This window comes from Candidatus Methylomirabilota bacterium, from assembly GCA_036001065.1.
Lineage (GTDB): Bacteria > Methylomirabilota > Methylomirabilia > Rokubacteriales > CSP1-6 > MNEF01.
In genome coordinates this window covers 16,967-32,776 of record DASYUQ010000173.1, presented here as the reverse complement: position 1 = coordinate 32,776, position 15,810 = coordinate 16,967, and the positions used below count along the sequence as shown (strand labels likewise).

The window sequence follows — 15,810 nt, the reverse complement described above, 5'->3', positions numbered from 1 at the left end:
CCGCGCGACCCGGACACGCCGCGGGCCCGGCGGGCTGGTTTCGACAACGCTGAACGACACTGGAGACGGACCATGGCACTGATCAAGGTGACGGATCTCGCGTACGGGCGGCTTCGCTCCCCGGATCTGGACGTGGCGGAGGAGTTCCTGACCCACTTCGGGATGGCCAAGGTGGAGCGGACGAAGAACGCGCTCTACATGCGGGGGACGGACTCCGCCCACCACCTCCACGTGACGGAGAAGGGCGATCCCGGCTTCGTGGGGCTCGCCTACTACGCGGCGAGCGAGGACGACCTGAGGCGGGTGGCGAAGGCGCCCGGAGCCTCGGGGGTGGAGGACATCGACGAGCCCGGCGGGGGCCAGCGGGTCCGGCTGAAGGAGCCGAACGGGTACCAGATCGAGGTCGTGTACGGCATCAAGCCGTTGCCGCCGATCCGGGTGGAGCTCCAGCCGCTGAACTCGGGCCCGGAGCCGCTGAAGCGGGCCGGAGAGCTGATGCGGCTGCCCAAGGGCCCCTCACGGGTGAAGCGGATCGGCCACGGGGTGATGGCTTCGCCCAAGGTGGTGGAGACCGTCCAGTGGTTCCGGGAGACGCTGGGGTTCATCTGCTCGGACGACGTGTACGCGGACAGCAAGGACAACATCATCGGCTCGTTCAACCGGTGCGACCGCGGGGAGACCTACGTCGACCACCACGTGTTCTTCTGCATCCGCAACGAGCGGGCGGGGCTGAACCACCTGTCGTTCGAGGTCCAGGACGTCGACGACGTGTTCATGGGCCACGACTACATCGAGAAGCTCGGCAAGTACGAGCACATGTGGGGGATCGGGCGGCATCTGCTGGGCAGCCAGGTCTACGACTACTGGGCGGACCCGTGGGGGCGGGTGCACGAGCACTGGGCCGACAGCGACCGCCTGAACGCGAGGAACGGCTCCAACCTGCTGCCGGTCGAGAAGGCGCTGGTCTCGCAGTGGGGGGGACCGCCGCCGGAGAAGTTCATCGGGCGCGTCTGCCCGTAGCCGCAGAGTTCTAGGCGAGCCCTCCGGCCACACCGGCGGCCTGACGCCGCGGGCGGTATAATCCCGCGCCATCGTGCCTAGCCTGAACCTCCTCGGCCAGGCGCTCCTGGCCGGCCTGTTCACGGGCGGCCTCTACGCCCTGCTGGGGCTCGGCCTCAGCCTGACCTGGGGCCTGCTCCGCGTGATCAACCTCGCCAACTTCGCGCTCGCCTTCCTGGGGGCCTACCTCAGCTACCAGCTTGCCACGGCCCTCCGGCTCGACCCGTTCGTCACGCTGGCCATCGTCGTCCCCGCCTTCTTCGTCCTGGGCGTCCTCATGCAGCTCGGCTTCCAGCGCTTCGGGATCAGCGAGCTCGTGTCGCTCATCGTGACGTTCGGCCTCACCGTCATTCTCGAGAGCCTGATCCAGTGGATCTGGACCGCCGACTTCCGTCGGCTCGAGACGCCCTACGTGCGGGCCACCCTGAAGGTCGGGACGCTCTACGTCAGCGTCACCGGCCTCGTCGGCCTGGTGGCGGCCGCGGGGCTGACGCTGGGGACGTGGGCCTGGCTCCGCTGGACCTACCTCGGCAAAGCGGCCCGGGCGCTCGCCGAGGACGGCGCGATGGCGGCCGCCTTCGGGGTGGACCGCCGGCGCCTGGCGTTGCTCCTCTCGGGCCTCAGCGCGGCCTACGCCGCCGTGGCCGGCCTCTTCATCGCGCTCAGCCACACGCTGGCGCCCTCGCAGATCTACGCCTGGATGGGCGTGGTCTTCGCCGCGGTCATCATCGGCCGGCTGGGCAACGCGCTGGGGCTGCTGGCCGCCGCCATCGCGATCGCGGTCAGCGAGGCCCTGACGATGGCGGTGACCTCCCCGGGCTGGGCGCCGCTCGTGTCGTTCACGCTCCTCATCGTCGTGCTCTTGCTCCGGCCCGAGCTGTGACGACCTCCCGGCTGGCGGCGGGTCTGGGGTTCCTCGGCGCCGGCCTCCTGCTGGCCCTGCTGCCCGCCCTCCGTCCCCCCGCCTACTACGAGACGTTCCTCTACCTCGTGTTCTTCTGGGTCGCGCTGGCGACGAGCTGGAACCTGATCAGCGGGTACGCGGGCTACTTCAGCTTCGGTCACGCCGCCTTCTTCGGCGCCGGCGTCTACACGACCGCGACGCTCACCGCCACCTACGCGATGCCGTTCCTGTGGACGTTGCCCGTGGCCGGGCTAGTGGCGGCGCTCCTCGGCGCCGGCGCGGGCGCGGTGGTCTTCCGCGTGCGCGGGGTGCGTGGCGAGCTGTTCGCCCTCCTCACGCTGGCGATCACGTTCGTGCTGTCCACGATCGTCCTCAACACGCCGATCGACGGCGGCCCCGGCGTGTTCCTGGCCGCGGTGCCGGTGCCGCTGTGGCTCGGCTCCCAGAACGCGACGCTCTACCTGCTCTCCATGGCCGTCGCCCTCGGCTCGGTGGCGGCGGCCTACGGGATCCAGCGCTCCCGCTGGGGCGCCGGCCTCTTCGCGATCCACGACGACGAGGACGTGGCGGAGGTGCTGGGCGTCCCCACCTATCGCTACAAGCTCTACGCCTTCGCCGCGAGCTGCTTCATCGCGGGGGTCGTGGGCGGGATCTACGCGATCTTCGTCACGTATGTGACCGTGCCCGACGTCTTCTCGATCGGTCTGGCCGTCGACGCGATCATGATGGCCGCGCTGGGCGGCACGCGCTACTGGTTCGGGCCCGCGGTCGGCGCCGCGATCGTCACCGGCCTCACGCACGCCCTCACGGGCGGGCAGAGCGCGATCCTGAACCGCGCGCTCATCGGCGCGATCTTGATCGCGGTCATCGTCTTCCTGCCGGACGGTGTCGCCGGCGGGATCGCGCGCCGTTTCAAGCGGCGCGCCCGATCGGCCGGGGCCGTCTCGGTGACGGGCGGTCACGCGGCCGCCGTCGCCGTCCGGCCGGCAGCCGCGGCCGGGACGCCGCTGCTGCAATGCGCGGACGTGCGCAAGGCGTTCCGGGGCCTCCAGGCGCTGGCGGGCGTGACGCTGGAGGCGCGGGCCGGGGAGATCCTCGGGCTCATCGGCCCCAACGGCTCGGGCAAGTCCACGCTCATCAACGTGGTCAGCGGCTACTACCGGGCGGATGGCGGTCGCGTGACCTTCGACGGCCGTTCGATCACCGGCCTGGGCGGCCATCGCATCGCGAGCCTGGGGCTCTCGCGCACGTACCAGATCCCACGCTCGTTCCGCCGGCTGACGGCGCTCGACAACGTGGCCCTGGCGGCCATGTTCGGCGCCCGCGCCCGCGGCCGCGAGGCGGCCCGGCGCGAGGCGCGCCGCTGGCTCGCGTTCACGGGCCTCGGGGACAAGGCCGCCGCGCTGCCCGAGGAGCTGAACCTCCACGAGCGGAAGTTCCTCGACCTGGCCCGCGCGCTGGCCTCGGAGCCGAAGCTGGTGCTGATGGACGAGGTGCTCTCGGGGCTGACGCCTACCCAGATGGGCGAGGCCCTCCAGCTCGTGCGGAAGATCCGCGAGCGCGGGACGACGGTGGTGTTCGTCGAGCACATCATGCCGGCCGTGATCGACCTCGCCGACCGGGTCGTCGTCCTGAGCTACGGCCAGGTCCTGGCCGAAGGCAAGCCCCGCGACGTCATGCGGGACCCCGAGGTGATCCGCGCGTACCTGGGACGGGCCTATGCTTGAGGTCGATCACCTCACCGTGGCCTACGGCGATGCCGTCGCGGTCTGGGACGTCTCCCTGGTCATGGGCGAGCGCGAGCTCATCACGGTCGTCGGCCCCAACGGCGCGGGCAAGACGACCCTCATCAATGCCCTGGCGGGCCTCTTACCGATCCGGGCGGGGACGCTGCGCTTCGACGGGGTGGACCTCGGGCGGCTGCCGGCGCACCGTCTTTGCCATCACGGCATCGCGCTGGTCCCCGAGGGCCGCCGGCTCTTCGGTGGCATGACGGTCGAGGAGAATTTGGAGATCGGCTGCTACGCTGCCGCGGCCCGCGCGCACCGGCCCGAGAGCCTCGAGCGCGTCTTCGGCCTCTTTCCGATCCTCCGAGCGCGGCGCCGCCAGCTCGCCGGCTCGCTCTCCGGTGGCGAGCAGCAGATGTGCGCGATCGGCCGGGCGCTCATGGCCCGCCCGCGCCTGCTCCTGCTGGACGAGCCGTCGCTCGGCCTGGCGCCGGCCATCGCGGACAACGTGTTCGAGGTGGTGGCCGCGATCCACGGCGACGGCGTGGCGGTGCTGCTGGTCGAGCAGAACGTGGCCCAGGCCCTGGCCATCGCCGCCCGCGCCTACGTGCTCGAGCAGGGCCGGATCGTCGCCGAGGGCGCGGCCCGGGAGCTCGCCCAGGATGCCCGGATCCGGGAGGCCTACCTCGGCCAGCAGTGATAGCATGTGGCCCCTCGAGGAGGCGCCCATGAGCCCGACGACCCGATCCCTCCTGATCTTGCTGCTCGGTGGCATCCTCGCCCTGGTCCCCGTGGCCCGCGCGGCCGCGGAGACGTCGGGCCCGCCCGTCCGCATCGGCGGCACCCTGGCCCTCACCGGCCCCCTCGGCCCGACGTCCCTCGTCCACAAGATCGCCGGCGAGATCTCGATCGAGCAGATCAACAAGCGCAACGGGCTGCTGGGGCGGCCGGTCGAGTGGGTCCTGCTCGACGACCAGTCGAAGGCCGACGTGACCCGAACGCTGTACGAGCGCCTGATCACGGTCGACAAGGTCGACCTGCTGATCGGCCCCTACGCGACCAACGCCATCCTCTCCGCGCTGGCGGTGGCCCAGCGCTACCAGAAGATGCTGATCCACCACTCCTTCGGGATCCCCAAGCTCGCGACCTACCCGATGCACGTTCCGGTGAGCGCGCTCGGCAACGAGCCGGACAAGAGCCTGCCGAAAAAGGTCTTCGAAGCCATGGAGTCGACGGGCCAGGCGCCCAGGACGATCGCCGTCGTGACGAGCAAGTTCGCATCGGTGCACTTCATCTCGGTGGGCGCCCGGGAGGTCGCCGCCGCCCGCGGGATGAAGGTGGTCCTGTACCTCGAGTACGAGTTCGGCGCCCGTGACTTCGCGCCGATCGCGACGCGCATCAAGGAGGCGAATCCCGATTTCCTCTGGGTCGGCGCCATCGGCGTCGACGCCAACCTGCTCCTCGACGCGTTCCAGACGATCGGCTACAAGCCGCGCGGTCAGTACCACCTGTTCCCGGCGCCGGGCCCGCTCATCAACGCGCCGGGGTCGGCGTTCGCATTGGCCTACACCTCCTTCGAGGCCCACCCGCCGATGACGAACAATCCGTCCGCCGAGCAGCTCTCCCAGCTCTTCCACGAGCGCGCGAAGCAGGCCGGCTTGCCCTATCCGTTCGTCGAGACGCAGGCCGCCAGCTCGTTCGCGTCGTGGCAGCTGATCGAGGCCGCGGTCAACGCCACCAGGAGCCTCGACGACAAGGTGCTGGCGGCCTGGCTCAAGGCCAACAAGGTGGACACCGTGTACGGCAAGCTGGGCTTCGACGGCCCCAACAACTACGGGCCCGAGTACACCAAGGTCAAGCAGGTCCAGAACGGGCGCTGGGTGGTCGTCTGGCCGAAGGAGTTTGCCGCGCCCGGCGCGAAGATCGTCTACCCGGCTCCGTGAAAGCCGTCGTCTTCGACGAGTTCGGCGGCCCCGAGGTCCTGCGCTACCGCGACGTGCCCGACCCGGTCCCCCAGGCCGGCGAAGTCCTGGTCCGCGTCCGTGCCTGCTCGGTGAACCGCACGCTCGATCTCGAGGCGCGCGAGAAAGGCGCGGGCTTCGGCATCACGCTCCCGCACGTCTCCGGCGCCGACCCCTGCGGCGAGGTCGTGGCGATCGGGCCGGGCCAGGCAGGGCCGCGGGTCAACGACCGGGTCGCCGTGAGCCCGCTCATCACGTGCGGCGCCTGCCCGCTGTGCCGGCGGGGCGCCGAGAACGCGTGCCTCAACCTGAGAGTGGTGGGCGTGCACCGGCACGGGGGGTACGCCGAGCTCGTCCGTGTCCCGGCCACCAATGTCGTCCTGCTCCCCGCGGCGCTGTCGTTCGAGGACGCCGCGTGCTTGCCGCTCTCCTACGCGGTGGCCTGGCAGCTCCTCGTCACGCTGGCCCGCGTGCAGCCGGGCGAGACGGTGCTGATCATGGCCGCGGGCAGCGGGCTCGGCGTGGCGGGGATCCAGATCGCCAAGTTGCGCGGCGCCCGGGTGCTGGCCGCGGCGGGAAGCGACGAGAAGCTCGAGCGGGCGAGAACGCTCGGCGCCGAGGCCGGCATCAATTACGCGACGAACGATCTCCCCAAGGAGGTCCGCCGGCTCACCGACGGCTGGGGCGCGGACGTGGTCTTCGAGAACATCGGCGCCGCCACCTGGGACCGGAGCCTGGCCTCGCTCGCGAGAGCCGGCCGGGTGGTCACGTGTGGCACCCACGGCGGCAGCCAGGCCAGCATCGACATCCGGGCGCTCTATCGCGGCCACGCCTCCCTCCTCTTCACGGCCGGCTACACCCGCGACGCGCTGGACGAGGTGATCCGCCTCACCGGCGAGGGCAAGCTCAAGGCGGTCGTCGACCGGGCCTTTCCGCTCGCCGAGGCGGCGGCCGCCCAACGCTACGTCGCCGACCGCAAGAACTTCGGCAAAGTGATCCTCATTCCATGATCTTCAGTCCATGATGGGGGCGACTCGATGAGCTCGTTCGCGCTCGCGACCTACAAGGACGTCAGCGGTCCCCGCGCAGGCCTGGTCCTCGACGGCAAGCTCCTCGATCTCGAGGCCGTGCACCGGGCCGCCGGGCGGCCGCTCGGCAAGGGGGCCGCGGCCCCGATGACGGTCGACGCGCTCCTGGCGGCCTGGCCCGAGGTCGAACGCCCGCTCGCCCGCCTCGCCGCGCGCGGGGCCGAGCTGCTGTCCACCGGCCGGATCCAGCCCGTGCCCCGGGGCGGCTCGCGACTCCTGGCCCCGCTGACGCCCCGCCGCATCTTCTGCGCCGCGGCGAACTACCGCGAGCACGCGCAGGAAATGGGAAGCGCACTGGCGGCGAAGTCGCAGAGCAAGCCCTACTTCTTCCTGAAGCTGCCCGAGAACGTGATCGCCCCGGGAGCGGCGGTGATGATCCCGCCCGAGTCGGCCCAGGTCGACTGGGAGGTCGAGCTCGGCGTGGTGATCGGGCGGCGCGGTCGCCGGATCCCCGCCGCGCGCGCCCTCGACCACGTGGCGGGCTACACGATCGTCAACGACGTCTCTGCCCGCGACTGCAACATGCGATCCGACTACCCGTTCAAGTTCGACTGGTTCCACGGCAAGTGCTTCGAGACCTTCGCGCCGGTGGGACCGTGGCTCGTTCCACGATCCTGCATCGCGGATCCGCAGAAGCTGCGCATGCGGCTGGCCGTGAACGACGAGGTCATGCAGGACTCCGACACCGGCAAGATGATCTTCGACGTCCGGGAGCAGATCGAGTATCTCTCCTGCATCCTGACGCTCGAGCCGGGAGATCTCATCGCCACCGGGACGCCCACGGGCGTGGGCATGGCCCGCGGGATCTTCCTCAAGCCGGGGGCCACGATGACGGCGGGGATCGAGGGGCTCGGCACCCTCACGACGCCCGTCCGCGCCGAGCGTGTGCGAGACGGAGCGCCGCGCCTCAACGTCCGACCCCGGACTGTTTAACGGTCGCGCTGCGCGTCGCTGTCGCGGCGCAACTGACGCCGATCTTGGCGGACGTCCCGCCGGTCTTCACGCCGGTCCTGACGATCCTCGTGGAGGTCTCGCTCGTCCGCGCGCCGATCCTTGACGTCGCCACGCAGCTCGCGCCGATCTTTCTCCAGCTGCTCCTTCGCGGCCTTGATGGCGTTCGGGTCGCCCGACTTGTAAGCGTCACGTAGCTTCTGGCGGTCTCTGGCGATGTCCCGCCGGTCTTGCCGGATCTCCCGCGCGTCCTCGCGGATCTCTCGGCGATCCTGTCTGATGTCGCGCGTGTCGCGGCGAATGTCCCGGCGGTCCTGGCGGATGTCCCGCGTGTCCTCGCGGACGTCTTTGCGGTCCTGCCGGATGTCCTGTCGGTCGCTCTTCACGTCCTGCGCAGTGGCAGCGAACGCGACGAGAATGACCCCGGCGCAGATGCTGGTGACCCACAAGAGGCGTTTCATAGTGTTCCTCCTCTCGTGGCTGAGACGGCAGGATTCGTGCCAGAAATTTCCGTGCGCAAAACTGCTTGGATTCCTTGACGAGCGGGGAAGACGGCCATCCTCCACAGCCGGGGAAAATAGGTAATCTCCCCGGCCAGAACGGCACGGGCCCCGCTTCACGTCCCGCCGGCCGGCGTCCCCTCCCTAGTCAGCTCCGCGTAGCGACGCCGTTCGTCTTCCCGTGGGGCAATGGGGGCGCCGGATGGCTCGCCAGGATCAGGCAGCGGCAGCCGGGGTGAAAGGGCGGGACGGCGCTCGCATTGCTCGGCACGTTCTCGTGGTTCAGCGGATCGCAGGCGGGGCAGGTGATGCCCGCGCTCTGGCGCCTGATCTGCGCGTGGAGGCCCCGGACCGTGTACCGCGTCAGCGCGGCGCGCATCTCGGCGCGGGTGGCGACGAGCGCGTGGAGCCAGTCGATTAGTAGATAAAGCTTGCGCGTCTGATAGGCCTCCCAGACCGGGAAGGACGCGTCACGGCGCGGCCGCTGCTCGAGCCCGTCCCACAGAGGCGGGAATGCGCCGCGCCGCTCGAAGAGGGTCTGCCAGCGATCGAATTCGGGCCACTCGAAGTCCCGCGCACCCATCTGACCGAGCACCGCGGAATGCGCGTCGTCTACCGCGTGGTCCCGGATCGCCTGTTCGCTGACGAGGGTGATGATCGCGTGCCGTTCGTCCTGAGAGAACCCGCTGGTCTGGGCCAGCGCGGTCGCCGCCTGATCAACGAGCATTCTCGGCATCAGACGTCCCCGACCGTCTCACCGCTTGGTTTTCACCACGCGGTAGCGGCCATCGGGAATGCGTTCGACCTGCGCCACGCGCTCCAGATCGTCGAGAAGCTCCACGACGCGCTTGGTGACCGCGGCTCGGACGCCGATCGCACGGCCCGAGCGCACGAGCTCGTCGGCCAGGCATGCCGCCGTGGCGCCGACTTCGCAGGCGCCCAAGACGGCGCACACCTCGGCTTCGGGTGATCGGGCCTGGCGTCTGAACACGGGCGCGAACATCTTCCGGTCGCCGGGTTCCATGTTACCGGCCCCGCAGGTGTGACGTCGAGCCGTACGGGTTCTGGCGCACCGAGAGATCGACGGCGTTCATCTCGTCGAGCCGCTGCGAGCCCGCGGCCACGGCCGTGGCAATGGTCGGGAACACGCGAGACGATTCTTCGACCATCTCCCCGGCGTAGTTGACGATGCGCCACCGCCACTCCGGGCGCGCGGGCGTCATGAAGGCGACCACTTGCACGGAACTACCAGCGATCGCGGCGCGCGCCGGGGCGCTGCGGTCCACCACCCGTGCCCTTGGCCAGCTCGACCTTGAGTTGACGGCCATCGAGCTCGTGGCCATTGAAGCGCGCGACCGCCTGGTCGGCCTCCTCGGCCGTCGCCATCTCGACGAAGCCGAACCCGCGCGAGCGGCCGGTGTCCCGATCGACGACGACCGCGGCGGACTCCACAGCGCCGGCCCCGGCAAAGAGCTCCCGGAGCCGCTCCGTAGACGTGGAGAAAGAGAGACTGCCGACGAAGAGTTTGTGAGCCATGGCGTTCCCCTCCGAGATCTCCCGCTGTAAGACCGTCGCCCTAGAGCGCGGAAGACGGCGCCAGGGACGAAGTCTGATAGGGAGGGGGTTCCAATGAACCGACGGCCGAACCAGACCGGCCGAGCATGACACACTTCCACGTCGATTGCTCGTATTCTTTCGTGCCGGCGCGTTCCGGGCGAGGCGATTCGGCCTAGATCGCCAGCGCGAGCTGCTCGGGCTCCGCCGACGGCTCCAGCTTCACCTCCCGCCGATCCGCGATCCCCAGCTCCTCGCGCAGCGCTGCCACCTGTTGCTTGACCGGCTCCGACACGCGCTGGTCCAGGTAGGCGCGGCCGGCGTAGAGGCGCTGGTAGCGGGGCAGGAGCGAGGGCCACTCGCGGGCCAGGGACTCTAGAAAATGCTCGCGGGTGCCGGGCTTCAGGTAGAGCACGTTGCACCAGACGTGGGTGGCGCCGGCGTCGCGGGCGGCGCGGACGACCTCGGCGAGCTGCTCCGGGCGGTCGGAGATGCCGGGCAGGATCGGCGCCAGGCCGATGCCGGCCTTGATGCCGGCGTCCACGAGCCTGCGCACCGCGCGGAGGCGCTGGCGGGGCGGCGCGGTGCCGATCTCGGTCTTGCGCCACACCTCGGGATCGAGCGTGGGGATGGAGAAGGTGACGTCGACCTCGGCGCGGCGGGCGGCCTGCTGGAGGACGTCGATGTCGCGCACGATCATGGGCCCGCGCGTGATGAGGCTGAAGGGGTTGCGCGCCGCGGCCAGCACCTCCAGACACCGGCGCGTCAGGCGATAGCGCCCCTCGGCCGGCTGGTAGGGATCCGTCGCGGCGCCGATGGCCACCAGCTCGCGCTTCCACGACGGGCGCCCGAGCTCCCGGCCCAGCACCTCGGCCACGTTCACCTTGACGCGGATCGACTGGCCGTAGCGCTCGTCCCAGGGCCGATCGGCGCGCCGCTCGAAGGCGCGCACGTAGCAAAAGGTACACTGGTGCTCGCAGCCCATGTAGGGGTTGAGCGACCAGTGGAAGCCCATCCCCGTCACGCGGTTCAGGGCGGCCTTGCAGGGCTCCTCGCGGTACTCGGTCCGCACGGCGACCATTATATTAGGCCCGGGACAGATGAGTAAGCCCCGGACCCTTGCAATGAGCGCTCCGCTTCGGGTAGCCTGAGGGCCGTTCGCGATTCGCTCCTGAGACCGATATGCTCGAACAACTCCGACGCCTGCAGGTCGTCACCGACACCGCGCTCTCTCACCTGAGCCTGGACGATCTGCTGCAGCAATTGCTCCACCGGGTCACGGAGATCCTCGAGGCCGACACGGCGGCAGTTCTATTGACGGATCGCGGCAGCTCCGAGCTGGTGGCTCGGGCGGCGCGAGGGCTGGCGGAGGAGGTCGAGCGAGGCGTTCGCATCCCCATCGGGAAAGGCTTCGCGGGCCGCATCGCCGCCGACCGGCGGCCGGTGGTCATCGAGGACGTCGACCACGCGGACGTCCTGAACCCCTTGCTGCGGGAAAAGGGCGTGCGGTCGCTGCTGGGTGTGCCGCTCCTGATCGACGGGCAGGTGATCGGCGTCCTGCACGTGGGCACGCTCCGGCCCCGCCAGTTCACGCCGGACGAAGTGGCCCTGCTGCAGCTCGTAGCGGACCGCATCGCGCTCGCGATCGATCGCGCCCGGCTCTACGAGGCCGAGCGCCGAGCCCGCGCCGACGCCGAAGCGGCCAACCGGCAACTCCGGCAGCTCCAGCTCGTCACCGAGGCGGCCCTCGCCCACCTCGGCGAAGAAGAGCTGCTCCAGGAGCTCTTGTGGCGCATCACCGAAATCTTGAAATCCGATACCGCGGCGGTGCTGATGGCAGACGAGGCCGGCAGGGAGCTGGTGGCCCGGGCGGCGCGAGGGCTGGAGGAAGACATCGAGCGGGACGTCCGCATCCCCATCGGGAAAGGGTTCGCGGGCCGGATCGCCGCCGAGCGGCGGCCGGTGGTGATCGAGGACGTCGATGACTCGGAGGTCCTGAACCCGTTGCTGCATGAGAAGGGAGTGCGGTCGCTCCTGGGCGTGCCGCTGCTGATCGAGGGGCGGATGATCGGCGTCCTGCACGTGGGCACGCTCCGCCCCCGGCGGTTCACGGCGGACGAGGTGGCCCTGCTGCAGCTCGTGGCGGACCGCGTGGCCCTCGCGCTCGATCGGGCCCGGCTCGAGCGGGAAGCTCGAGCCCGCGCCGAGGCGGAGGCGGCCAACCGGCAACTGCGGCAGCTCCAGCTCGTCACCGAGGCGGCCCTGGCGCACCTCAACGAGGAGGAGCTGCTCCAGGAGACCCTCAGCCCCGTCGCCGAGGGCCTGGGCGCCGACACCGCGCTGATCCTCCTGCTCGATGAAAACGGCAAGGAGCTGGCGATGGTGCGGATCGGCCCGGGGCTGGAAGAGGAGGTGGACCGGAGCGTCCGCATCCCCGTCGGCAGAGACGTGGCCGGGCACATCGCGGCCGAGGGGAAGCCGCTCATCATCGAGGACGTCGACCGCGCGGAGATCCTGAAGCCCTTCGTGCGCGAGCAGGGGGTGCGGTCGCTCCTGGGCGTGCCGCTGCTGATCGAAGAGCGCCTGATCGGTATCCTGCAGGTGGGCAGCCTCCGGCCGCGGCGATTCACGCCGGACGAGGCCGACCGGCTCCAGCTCATGGCAGATCGCATCGCCCTGGCCATCGACCGCATCCGCCTCTATCAGGCCGAACGCAAAGCGAGGGACGACGCGCAAGCGGCCAATCGCCTGAAGGACGAGTTCCTGACCACGCTGTCCCACGAGCTTCGGACGCCGCTCACCTCGATCCTCGGGTGGGCCCGGCTGCTCCAGTCGGGGAAGGCCGGCGAAAGGAACGCCGAGCGCGCCCCCGGCACGATCGTGCGCAGCGCCCTGGCCCTCAAGAAGCTCATCGACGACCTGCTCGACATGTCGATGATCGTGACGGGCAAGCTGCGCCTGGAGCTGCAGCCCGTCGATCTGACCTCGGTGACCGAATCCGCGCTGGAAGCGATCGCCGTGGCCGCTCGGGCCAAGGAGATCCGGGTGGAGACCGACATCGACTCGTCGGCCGCGGTCGTCTTGGGCGACCCCACCCGCCTCCAGCAGGTCTTCTGGAACCTGCTCTCGAACGCCGTCAAGTTCACGCCCGTCGGCGGCCGCGTCGCGCTCTCGGTGCGGCGCGCCGGCACGACCGCCGAGATCAGGGTCAGCGATACGGGGGAAGGCATCAGCGCAGAATTTCTCGCCAACCTGTTTGGCCGTTTTCGGCAAGCCGACAGCTCGGCGACCAGAAGTCACGGCGGGCTGGGGCTCGGGCTCGCCATCGTGCGCCATCTCGTGGAAATTCACGGCGGCACCGTCGAGGCCGAGAGCGGCGGGCCCGGCCAGGGCGCGACCTTCACAGTGCGGCTGCCCATCGCGACGGCGGCGGCGCATCTCGCCGCCGGCCGCAAGGCGCCGCGGCACCAGCACCGGAAGACGCCGGCGGAGCGGAAGCTCGATGGCGTGAAGATTCTCGCCGTCGAGGACGACGCCGACACCCGCGACCTGCTGAGCTCCGCGCTCTCGAGATACGGCGCCACGGTGAAGACCGCCGCGTCCGCCGGCGAAGGGCTCGAGCTCCTGAGGCGATGGCCGCCCGACCTGCTGATCGTCGACATCGGGATGCCCTTCCAGGACGGTTACGACTTCCTCCGCAGGGCCAGAGCCGAGCTCCGCTCGAACCTCCCGGCCGTCGCGTTGACCGCGTACGCGGGGACGCCGGACCGGGAGCGGGTCCGCCGCGAGGGCTTTCTGATGCACCTGGCCAAGCCGATCGATCCGGCCGAGCTGGTCGATGGCCTGGCGGCGATCGTCAGCCGGACGGCGCCTTGACAGGGCGCCGGCGGCGGCGCTAGCGTTCTCCCGACAAATCGTCCGGCCCCCGGGGAGTGGAGCATGCTCCGCAGCGGGTTTCTGGACAGCATCCTTCGTTCCGCCATCGTCCTGTGCTCCGCGCCCCGAGGATGGGCAGGGAGGTGCGCTATGAGCATCGTGGCCATTTCCGAGACGACCGGCAGCCAGGGGGACGAGATCGGGCGCGAGCTGGCGCGCGCGCTGGGCTACGCGTTCGCCGACCGGGAGATCATCATGAAGGCCGCGGAGCGCATGAAGTTCCTCTACCACGTGGACTGGAACGACCCGCTGCTCTACGACCTCGTCCTCAACACCGAGCGCCTGAGCGTGGCCGAGGGCGCCCGGCTCATGCGCGAGGCGCTCCAGAGCGCCTCGGTGCAGCCGACCGAGCGGAGCCTGGCCCAGGCGCGCGACCTGAGCCTGGCCGCCCAGGCCCGGGCCCGGCTGGTCATGGAGCCGTCCACGCGGCACCTCCGGCTCTCCATCGCCGTGACCGGCGGCCAGCTCACGGTCAGCGGCGGGGTGGAGTCCCCGGCGCTGCGGGACACCGTGGTGAAGCTCCTGGGCGCGACCCCCGGCGTCGCCGTCGTGACCGACGAGATCACCGTCGTCGCGCCGCCCACCTTCGCGCGCGTCTAGTGTTCCGTCTGGGACGTCATGTTAACGATCGCCGCGCTCGCGCCGCTGCCGGCGGGGCCGACGCGGCACGCGCGGCAGGGATCGCGGGACCACACGGCGCGCGTCCGCCCCGGTGAGGCTGGGCTCCACATGACTTCGAGGACGGGACACTAGCGGCGCGGCGCTCGTGACCTGGCCCGCGCTGCTGGCGCTGCTGGCCGCGTTCGCGTTCGGGATCGCCGGGGTGCTACTCAAGCGCGGGCTCCAGTACGCGACGCCGCTCACCGCCGCGCTCGTCTCCGTCACCTTCACCACCGGCCTCGTCTGGCTCCTGGCCGCCCTCACCACCGAGCTCTCCTTGTTGATGACCGGGACGATCCTGCCGTTTCTGATCGCGGGGCTGGTGGCGCCGGGGCTGGCGCGGCTCGCGCTCTTCGTCGGCGTGGACCGCATCGGCGTGTCGCGCGCGGCGCCGCTGGTGGCCACGGCGCCGCTCTTCTCCGTCGCCATGGCCATTCTCTTCCTGGGCGAGCGGCCGTCGTGGATGCTCCTGGTGGGCGCCGCCTGCATCGTGACGGGCGGCGTCCTGCTCTCGCAGCGGGGCCTGACGGACCGGGCCTGGCGGCGGCGCGACCTGGTCTTCCCGTTGCTGGCGGCCCTGGGCTTCGCCTTCCGCGACAACATCAGCCGCTACGGGTTTCGCGAGTACTCGGACCCGCTGCTCGCCGCCGCCGCCGCCACGCTGACGTCCCTGGCGGTGATGTGGCTCTTCGCCGGCCTGCAGGCCGGGAGCGGCCGCATGCGGCTCCAATGGATCGGGCTGGGCTTCCTGGCCCTGTCGGGGCTGTCGGAGGGCCTGGCCTACATGACGATGTGGCGCGCGCTGGCCCTGGGCGACGTGTCGGTCGTCTCCCCGCTGATCAACGCCCAGTCGATCTTCGCGGTCGCGCTCGCCGCGGTCTTCCTGCGCGACCTCGAGCGGGTCACCTGGCGGATCGCCGTCGCGGCGGGGCTGATCGTCGCGGGCGTCGCCGCCGTGGTGCGCTTCGCGACGGGGTAGCGGCGCGGTCTTATCCACATTTCCACCACTATCCACAACCCGCAGAATTGACGGGGGGGCGCGGCTTCGCGGCTCTCGCCCAGGAAAAGTGACGGTGGGCCAACCTGCGGCGAGGGCCGGCCTGAGAATTCTCCCATTCGATGAGGTCGCCGTCGCCTAGCCCGGCGCGGAGACGCGTCTGATGCGGGCAAACGAAGCCTTGACAGCCTGAGCGTCAGGGTCCGTAGTGGCGCCCTGCACAATGGAACGGACTGAGGGTAAGAGAAAGCCGCTAGCAAAGATCGAAGGGCGGCGTCGTCTGCGGCACAGCGGTCTCACGATCGCCTGGCGCGGCACGCCGAACCTGGACGACTGGGTAGCCTACATCGTGGGAGGGAAGTCGAAGAAGCTCATCCTGGCCGATGACGCGTCCGAGCGGAAGGTGAAAGGCCTCCTGTCGCGGTTGCAGACCATGCCAAAGAGGGAGATCGAAAAGCTCGCGAAAAACTAGC

The 15,810-nt window shown here is 70.4% G+C and carries 17 protein-coding genes; 11 read left to right on the top strand and 6 right to left on the bottom strand.

Annotation, left to right across the window (positions count from 1 at the left end):
- Positions 1-72: 72 nt before the first annotated feature.
- From VGV13_17045 to VGV13_17015, 7 genes are all read left to right on the top strand, one after another.
- Positions 73-1,020: a catechol 1,2-dioxygenase gene (locus VGV13_17045; GenBank protein HEV8642798.1), complete on the top strand. Its 948-nt coding sequence runs from the start codon at positions 73-75 to the stop codon at positions 1,018-1,020.
- Between the two features lie 73 nt (positions 1,021-1,093).
- Complete coding sequence (locus VGV13_17040) at positions 1,094-1,942, top strand: branched-chain amino acid ABC transporter permease (protein ID HEV8642797.1); 849 nt, start codon at positions 1,094-1,096, stop codon at positions 1,940-1,942.
- The gene (locus tag VGV13_17035; protein HEV8642796.1) at positions 1,939-3,690 is read left to right on the top strand and encodes a branched-chain amino acid ABC transporter ATP-binding protein/permease; all 1,752 of its coding nucleotides are present in this window, start codon (positions 1,939-1,941) and stop codon (positions 3,688-3,690) included. The genes VGV13_17040 and VGV13_17035 overlap by 4 nt, the downstream gene beginning before the upstream one ends.
- Positions 3,683-4,390: an ABC transporter ATP-binding protein gene (locus VGV13_17030; protein ID HEV8642795.1), complete on the top strand. Its 708-nt coding sequence runs from the start codon at positions 3,683-3,685 to the stop codon at positions 4,388-4,390. The genes VGV13_17035 and VGV13_17030 overlap by 8 nt, the downstream gene beginning before the upstream one ends.
- 28 nt (positions 4,391-4,418) lie before the next feature.
- Entirely contained in the window at positions 4,419-5,633 is a 1,215-nt protein-coding gene (locus VGV13_17025; protein HEV8642794.1) for an amino acid ABC transporter substrate-binding protein, read from the top strand.
- Positions 5,630-6,661 carry a zinc-binding dehydrogenase gene (locus VGV13_17020; protein ID HEV8642793.1) on the top strand — a complete coding sequence of 344 codons (1,032 nt, stop codon included), beginning with the start codon at positions 5,630-5,632 and terminating at the stop codon, positions 6,659-6,661. The genes VGV13_17025 and VGV13_17020 overlap by 4 nt, the downstream gene beginning before the upstream one ends.
- 27 nt (positions 6,662-6,688) lie before the next feature.
- Positions 6,689-7,672 carry a fumarylacetoacetate hydrolase family protein gene (locus tag VGV13_17015; protein ID HEV8642792.1) on the top strand — a complete coding sequence of 328 codons (984 nt, stop codon included), beginning with the start codon at positions 6,689-6,691 and terminating at the stop codon, positions 7,670-7,672.
- On the opposite strand, the gene VGV13_17010 is transcribed toward VGV13_17015, so the two are convergent.
- The 6 genes from VGV13_17010 to VGV13_16985 form a co-directional block, all read right to left on the bottom strand.
- Positions 7,669-8,151, bottom strand: coding sequence for a hypothetical protein (locus VGV13_17010; GenBank protein ID HEV8642791.1), 483 nt, complete (start codon positions 8,149-8,151; stop codon positions 7,669-7,671). The genes VGV13_17015 and VGV13_17010 overlap by 4 nt on opposite strands.
- A 187-nt stretch (positions 8,152-8,338) precedes the next feature.
- On the bottom strand, positions 8,339-8,917 hold the full coding sequence (locus VGV13_17005) for a hypothetical protein (protein ID HEV8642790.1): 579 nt from the start codon (positions 8,915-8,917) through the stop codon (positions 8,339-8,341).
- A gap of 27 nt (positions 8,918-8,944) precedes the next feature.
- Positions 8,945-9,193: a hypothetical protein gene (locus VGV13_17000; protein HEV8642789.1), complete on the bottom strand. Its 249-nt coding sequence runs from the start codon at positions 9,191-9,193 to the stop codon at positions 8,945-8,947.
- Between the two features lie 22 nt (positions 9,194-9,215).
- Entirely contained in the window at positions 9,216-9,413 is a 198-nt protein-coding gene (locus VGV13_16995) for a hypothetical protein (protein HEV8642788.1), read from the bottom strand.
- 22 nt (positions 9,414-9,435) lie between these two features.
- Complete coding sequence (locus VGV13_16990) at positions 9,436-9,726, bottom strand: RNA-binding protein (GenBank protein ID HEV8642787.1); 291 nt, start codon at positions 9,724-9,726, stop codon at positions 9,436-9,438.
- A gap of 193 nt (positions 9,727-9,919) precedes the next feature.
- Positions 9,920-10,816, bottom strand: coding sequence for a radical SAM protein (locus tag VGV13_16985; protein HEV8642786.1), 897 nt, complete (start codon positions 10,814-10,816; stop codon positions 9,920-9,922).
- Positions 10,817-10,926: 110 nt separating this feature from the next.
- Here VGV13_16985 and VGV13_16980 point away from each other — a divergent pair, with 110 nt between their 5' ends.
- The 4 genes from VGV13_16980 to VGV13_16965 all read left to right on the top strand — a co-directional run bounded on the left by VGV13_16980 (position 10,927) and on the right by VGV13_16965 (position 15,809).
- Positions 10,927-13,620 (top strand): GAF domain-containing protein, encoded by a 2,694-nt coding sequence (locus tag VGV13_16980; GenBank protein ID HEV8642785.1) that lies wholly within the window; start codon positions 10,927-10,929, stop codon positions 13,618-13,620.
- Positions 13,621-13,770: 150 nt separating this feature from the next.
- Positions 13,771-14,280, top strand: a complete 510-nt coding sequence (locus VGV13_16975) for a cytidylate kinase family protein (GenBank protein ID HEV8642784.1) — start codon at positions 13,771-13,773, stop codon at positions 14,278-14,280.
- Positions 14,281-14,446: 166 nt separating this feature from the next.
- Entirely contained in the window at positions 14,447-15,319 is an 873-nt protein-coding gene (locus VGV13_16970; protein ID HEV8642783.1) for a DMT family transporter, read from the top strand.
- Between the two features lie 241 nt (positions 15,320-15,560).
- Positions 15,561-15,809 (top strand): hypothetical protein, encoded by a 249-nt coding sequence (locus tag VGV13_16965; GenBank protein ID HEV8642782.1) that lies wholly within the window; start codon positions 15,561-15,563, stop codon positions 15,807-15,809.
- The last annotated feature ends 1 nt before the right edge of the window (position 15,810 follow it).

Excerpts from the sequence above, each read along its gene's own strand:
- VGV13_17000 (HEV8642789.1), bottom strand. The coding sequence starts at position 9,193 with ATGTTCGCGCCCGTGTTCAGACGCCAGGCCCGATCACCCGAAGCCGAG.
- VGV13_16965 (HEV8642782.1), top strand. The coding sequence starts at position 15,561 with ATGGAACGGACTGAGGGTAAGAGAAAGCCGCTAGCAAAGATCGAAGGG.
- VGV13_17015 (HEV8642792.1), top strand. The coding sequence starts at position 6,689 with ATGAGCTCGTTCGCGCTCGCGACCTACAAGGACGTCAGCGGTCCCCGC.
- VGV13_17005 (HEV8642790.1), bottom strand. The coding sequence starts at position 8,917 with ATGCTCGTTGATCAGGCGGCGACCGCGCTGGCCCAGACCAGCGGGTTC.
- VGV13_16990 (HEV8642787.1), bottom strand. The coding sequence starts at position 9,726 with ATGGCTCACAAACTCTTCGTCGGCAGTCTCTCTTTCTCCACGTCTACG.
- VGV13_16975 (HEV8642784.1), top strand. The coding sequence starts at position 13,771 with ATGAGCATCGTGGCCATTTCCGAGACGACCGGCAGCCAGGGGGACGAG.
- VGV13_17030 (HEV8642795.1), top strand. The coding sequence starts at position 3,683 with ATGCTTGAGGTCGATCACCTCACCGTGGCCTACGGCGATGCCGTCGCG.
- VGV13_16980 (HEV8642785.1), top strand. The coding sequence starts at position 10,927 with ATGCTCGAACAACTCCGACGCCTGCAGGTCGTCACCGACACCGCGCTC.
- VGV13_16995 (HEV8642788.1), bottom strand. The coding sequence starts at position 9,413 with ATGACGCCCGCGCGCCCGGAGTGGCGGTGGCGCATCGTCAACTACGCC.
- VGV13_17045 (HEV8642798.1), top strand. The coding sequence starts at position 73 with ATGGCACTGATCAAGGTGACGGATCTCGCGTACGGGCGGCTTCGCTCC.
- VGV13_17025 (HEV8642794.1), top strand. The coding sequence starts at position 4,419 with ATGAGCCCGACGACCCGATCCCTCCTGATCTTGCTGCTCGGTGGCATC.
- VGV13_17010 (HEV8642791.1), bottom strand. The coding sequence starts at position 8,151 with ATGAAACGCCTCTTGTGGGTCACCAGCATCTGCGCCGGGGTCATTCTC.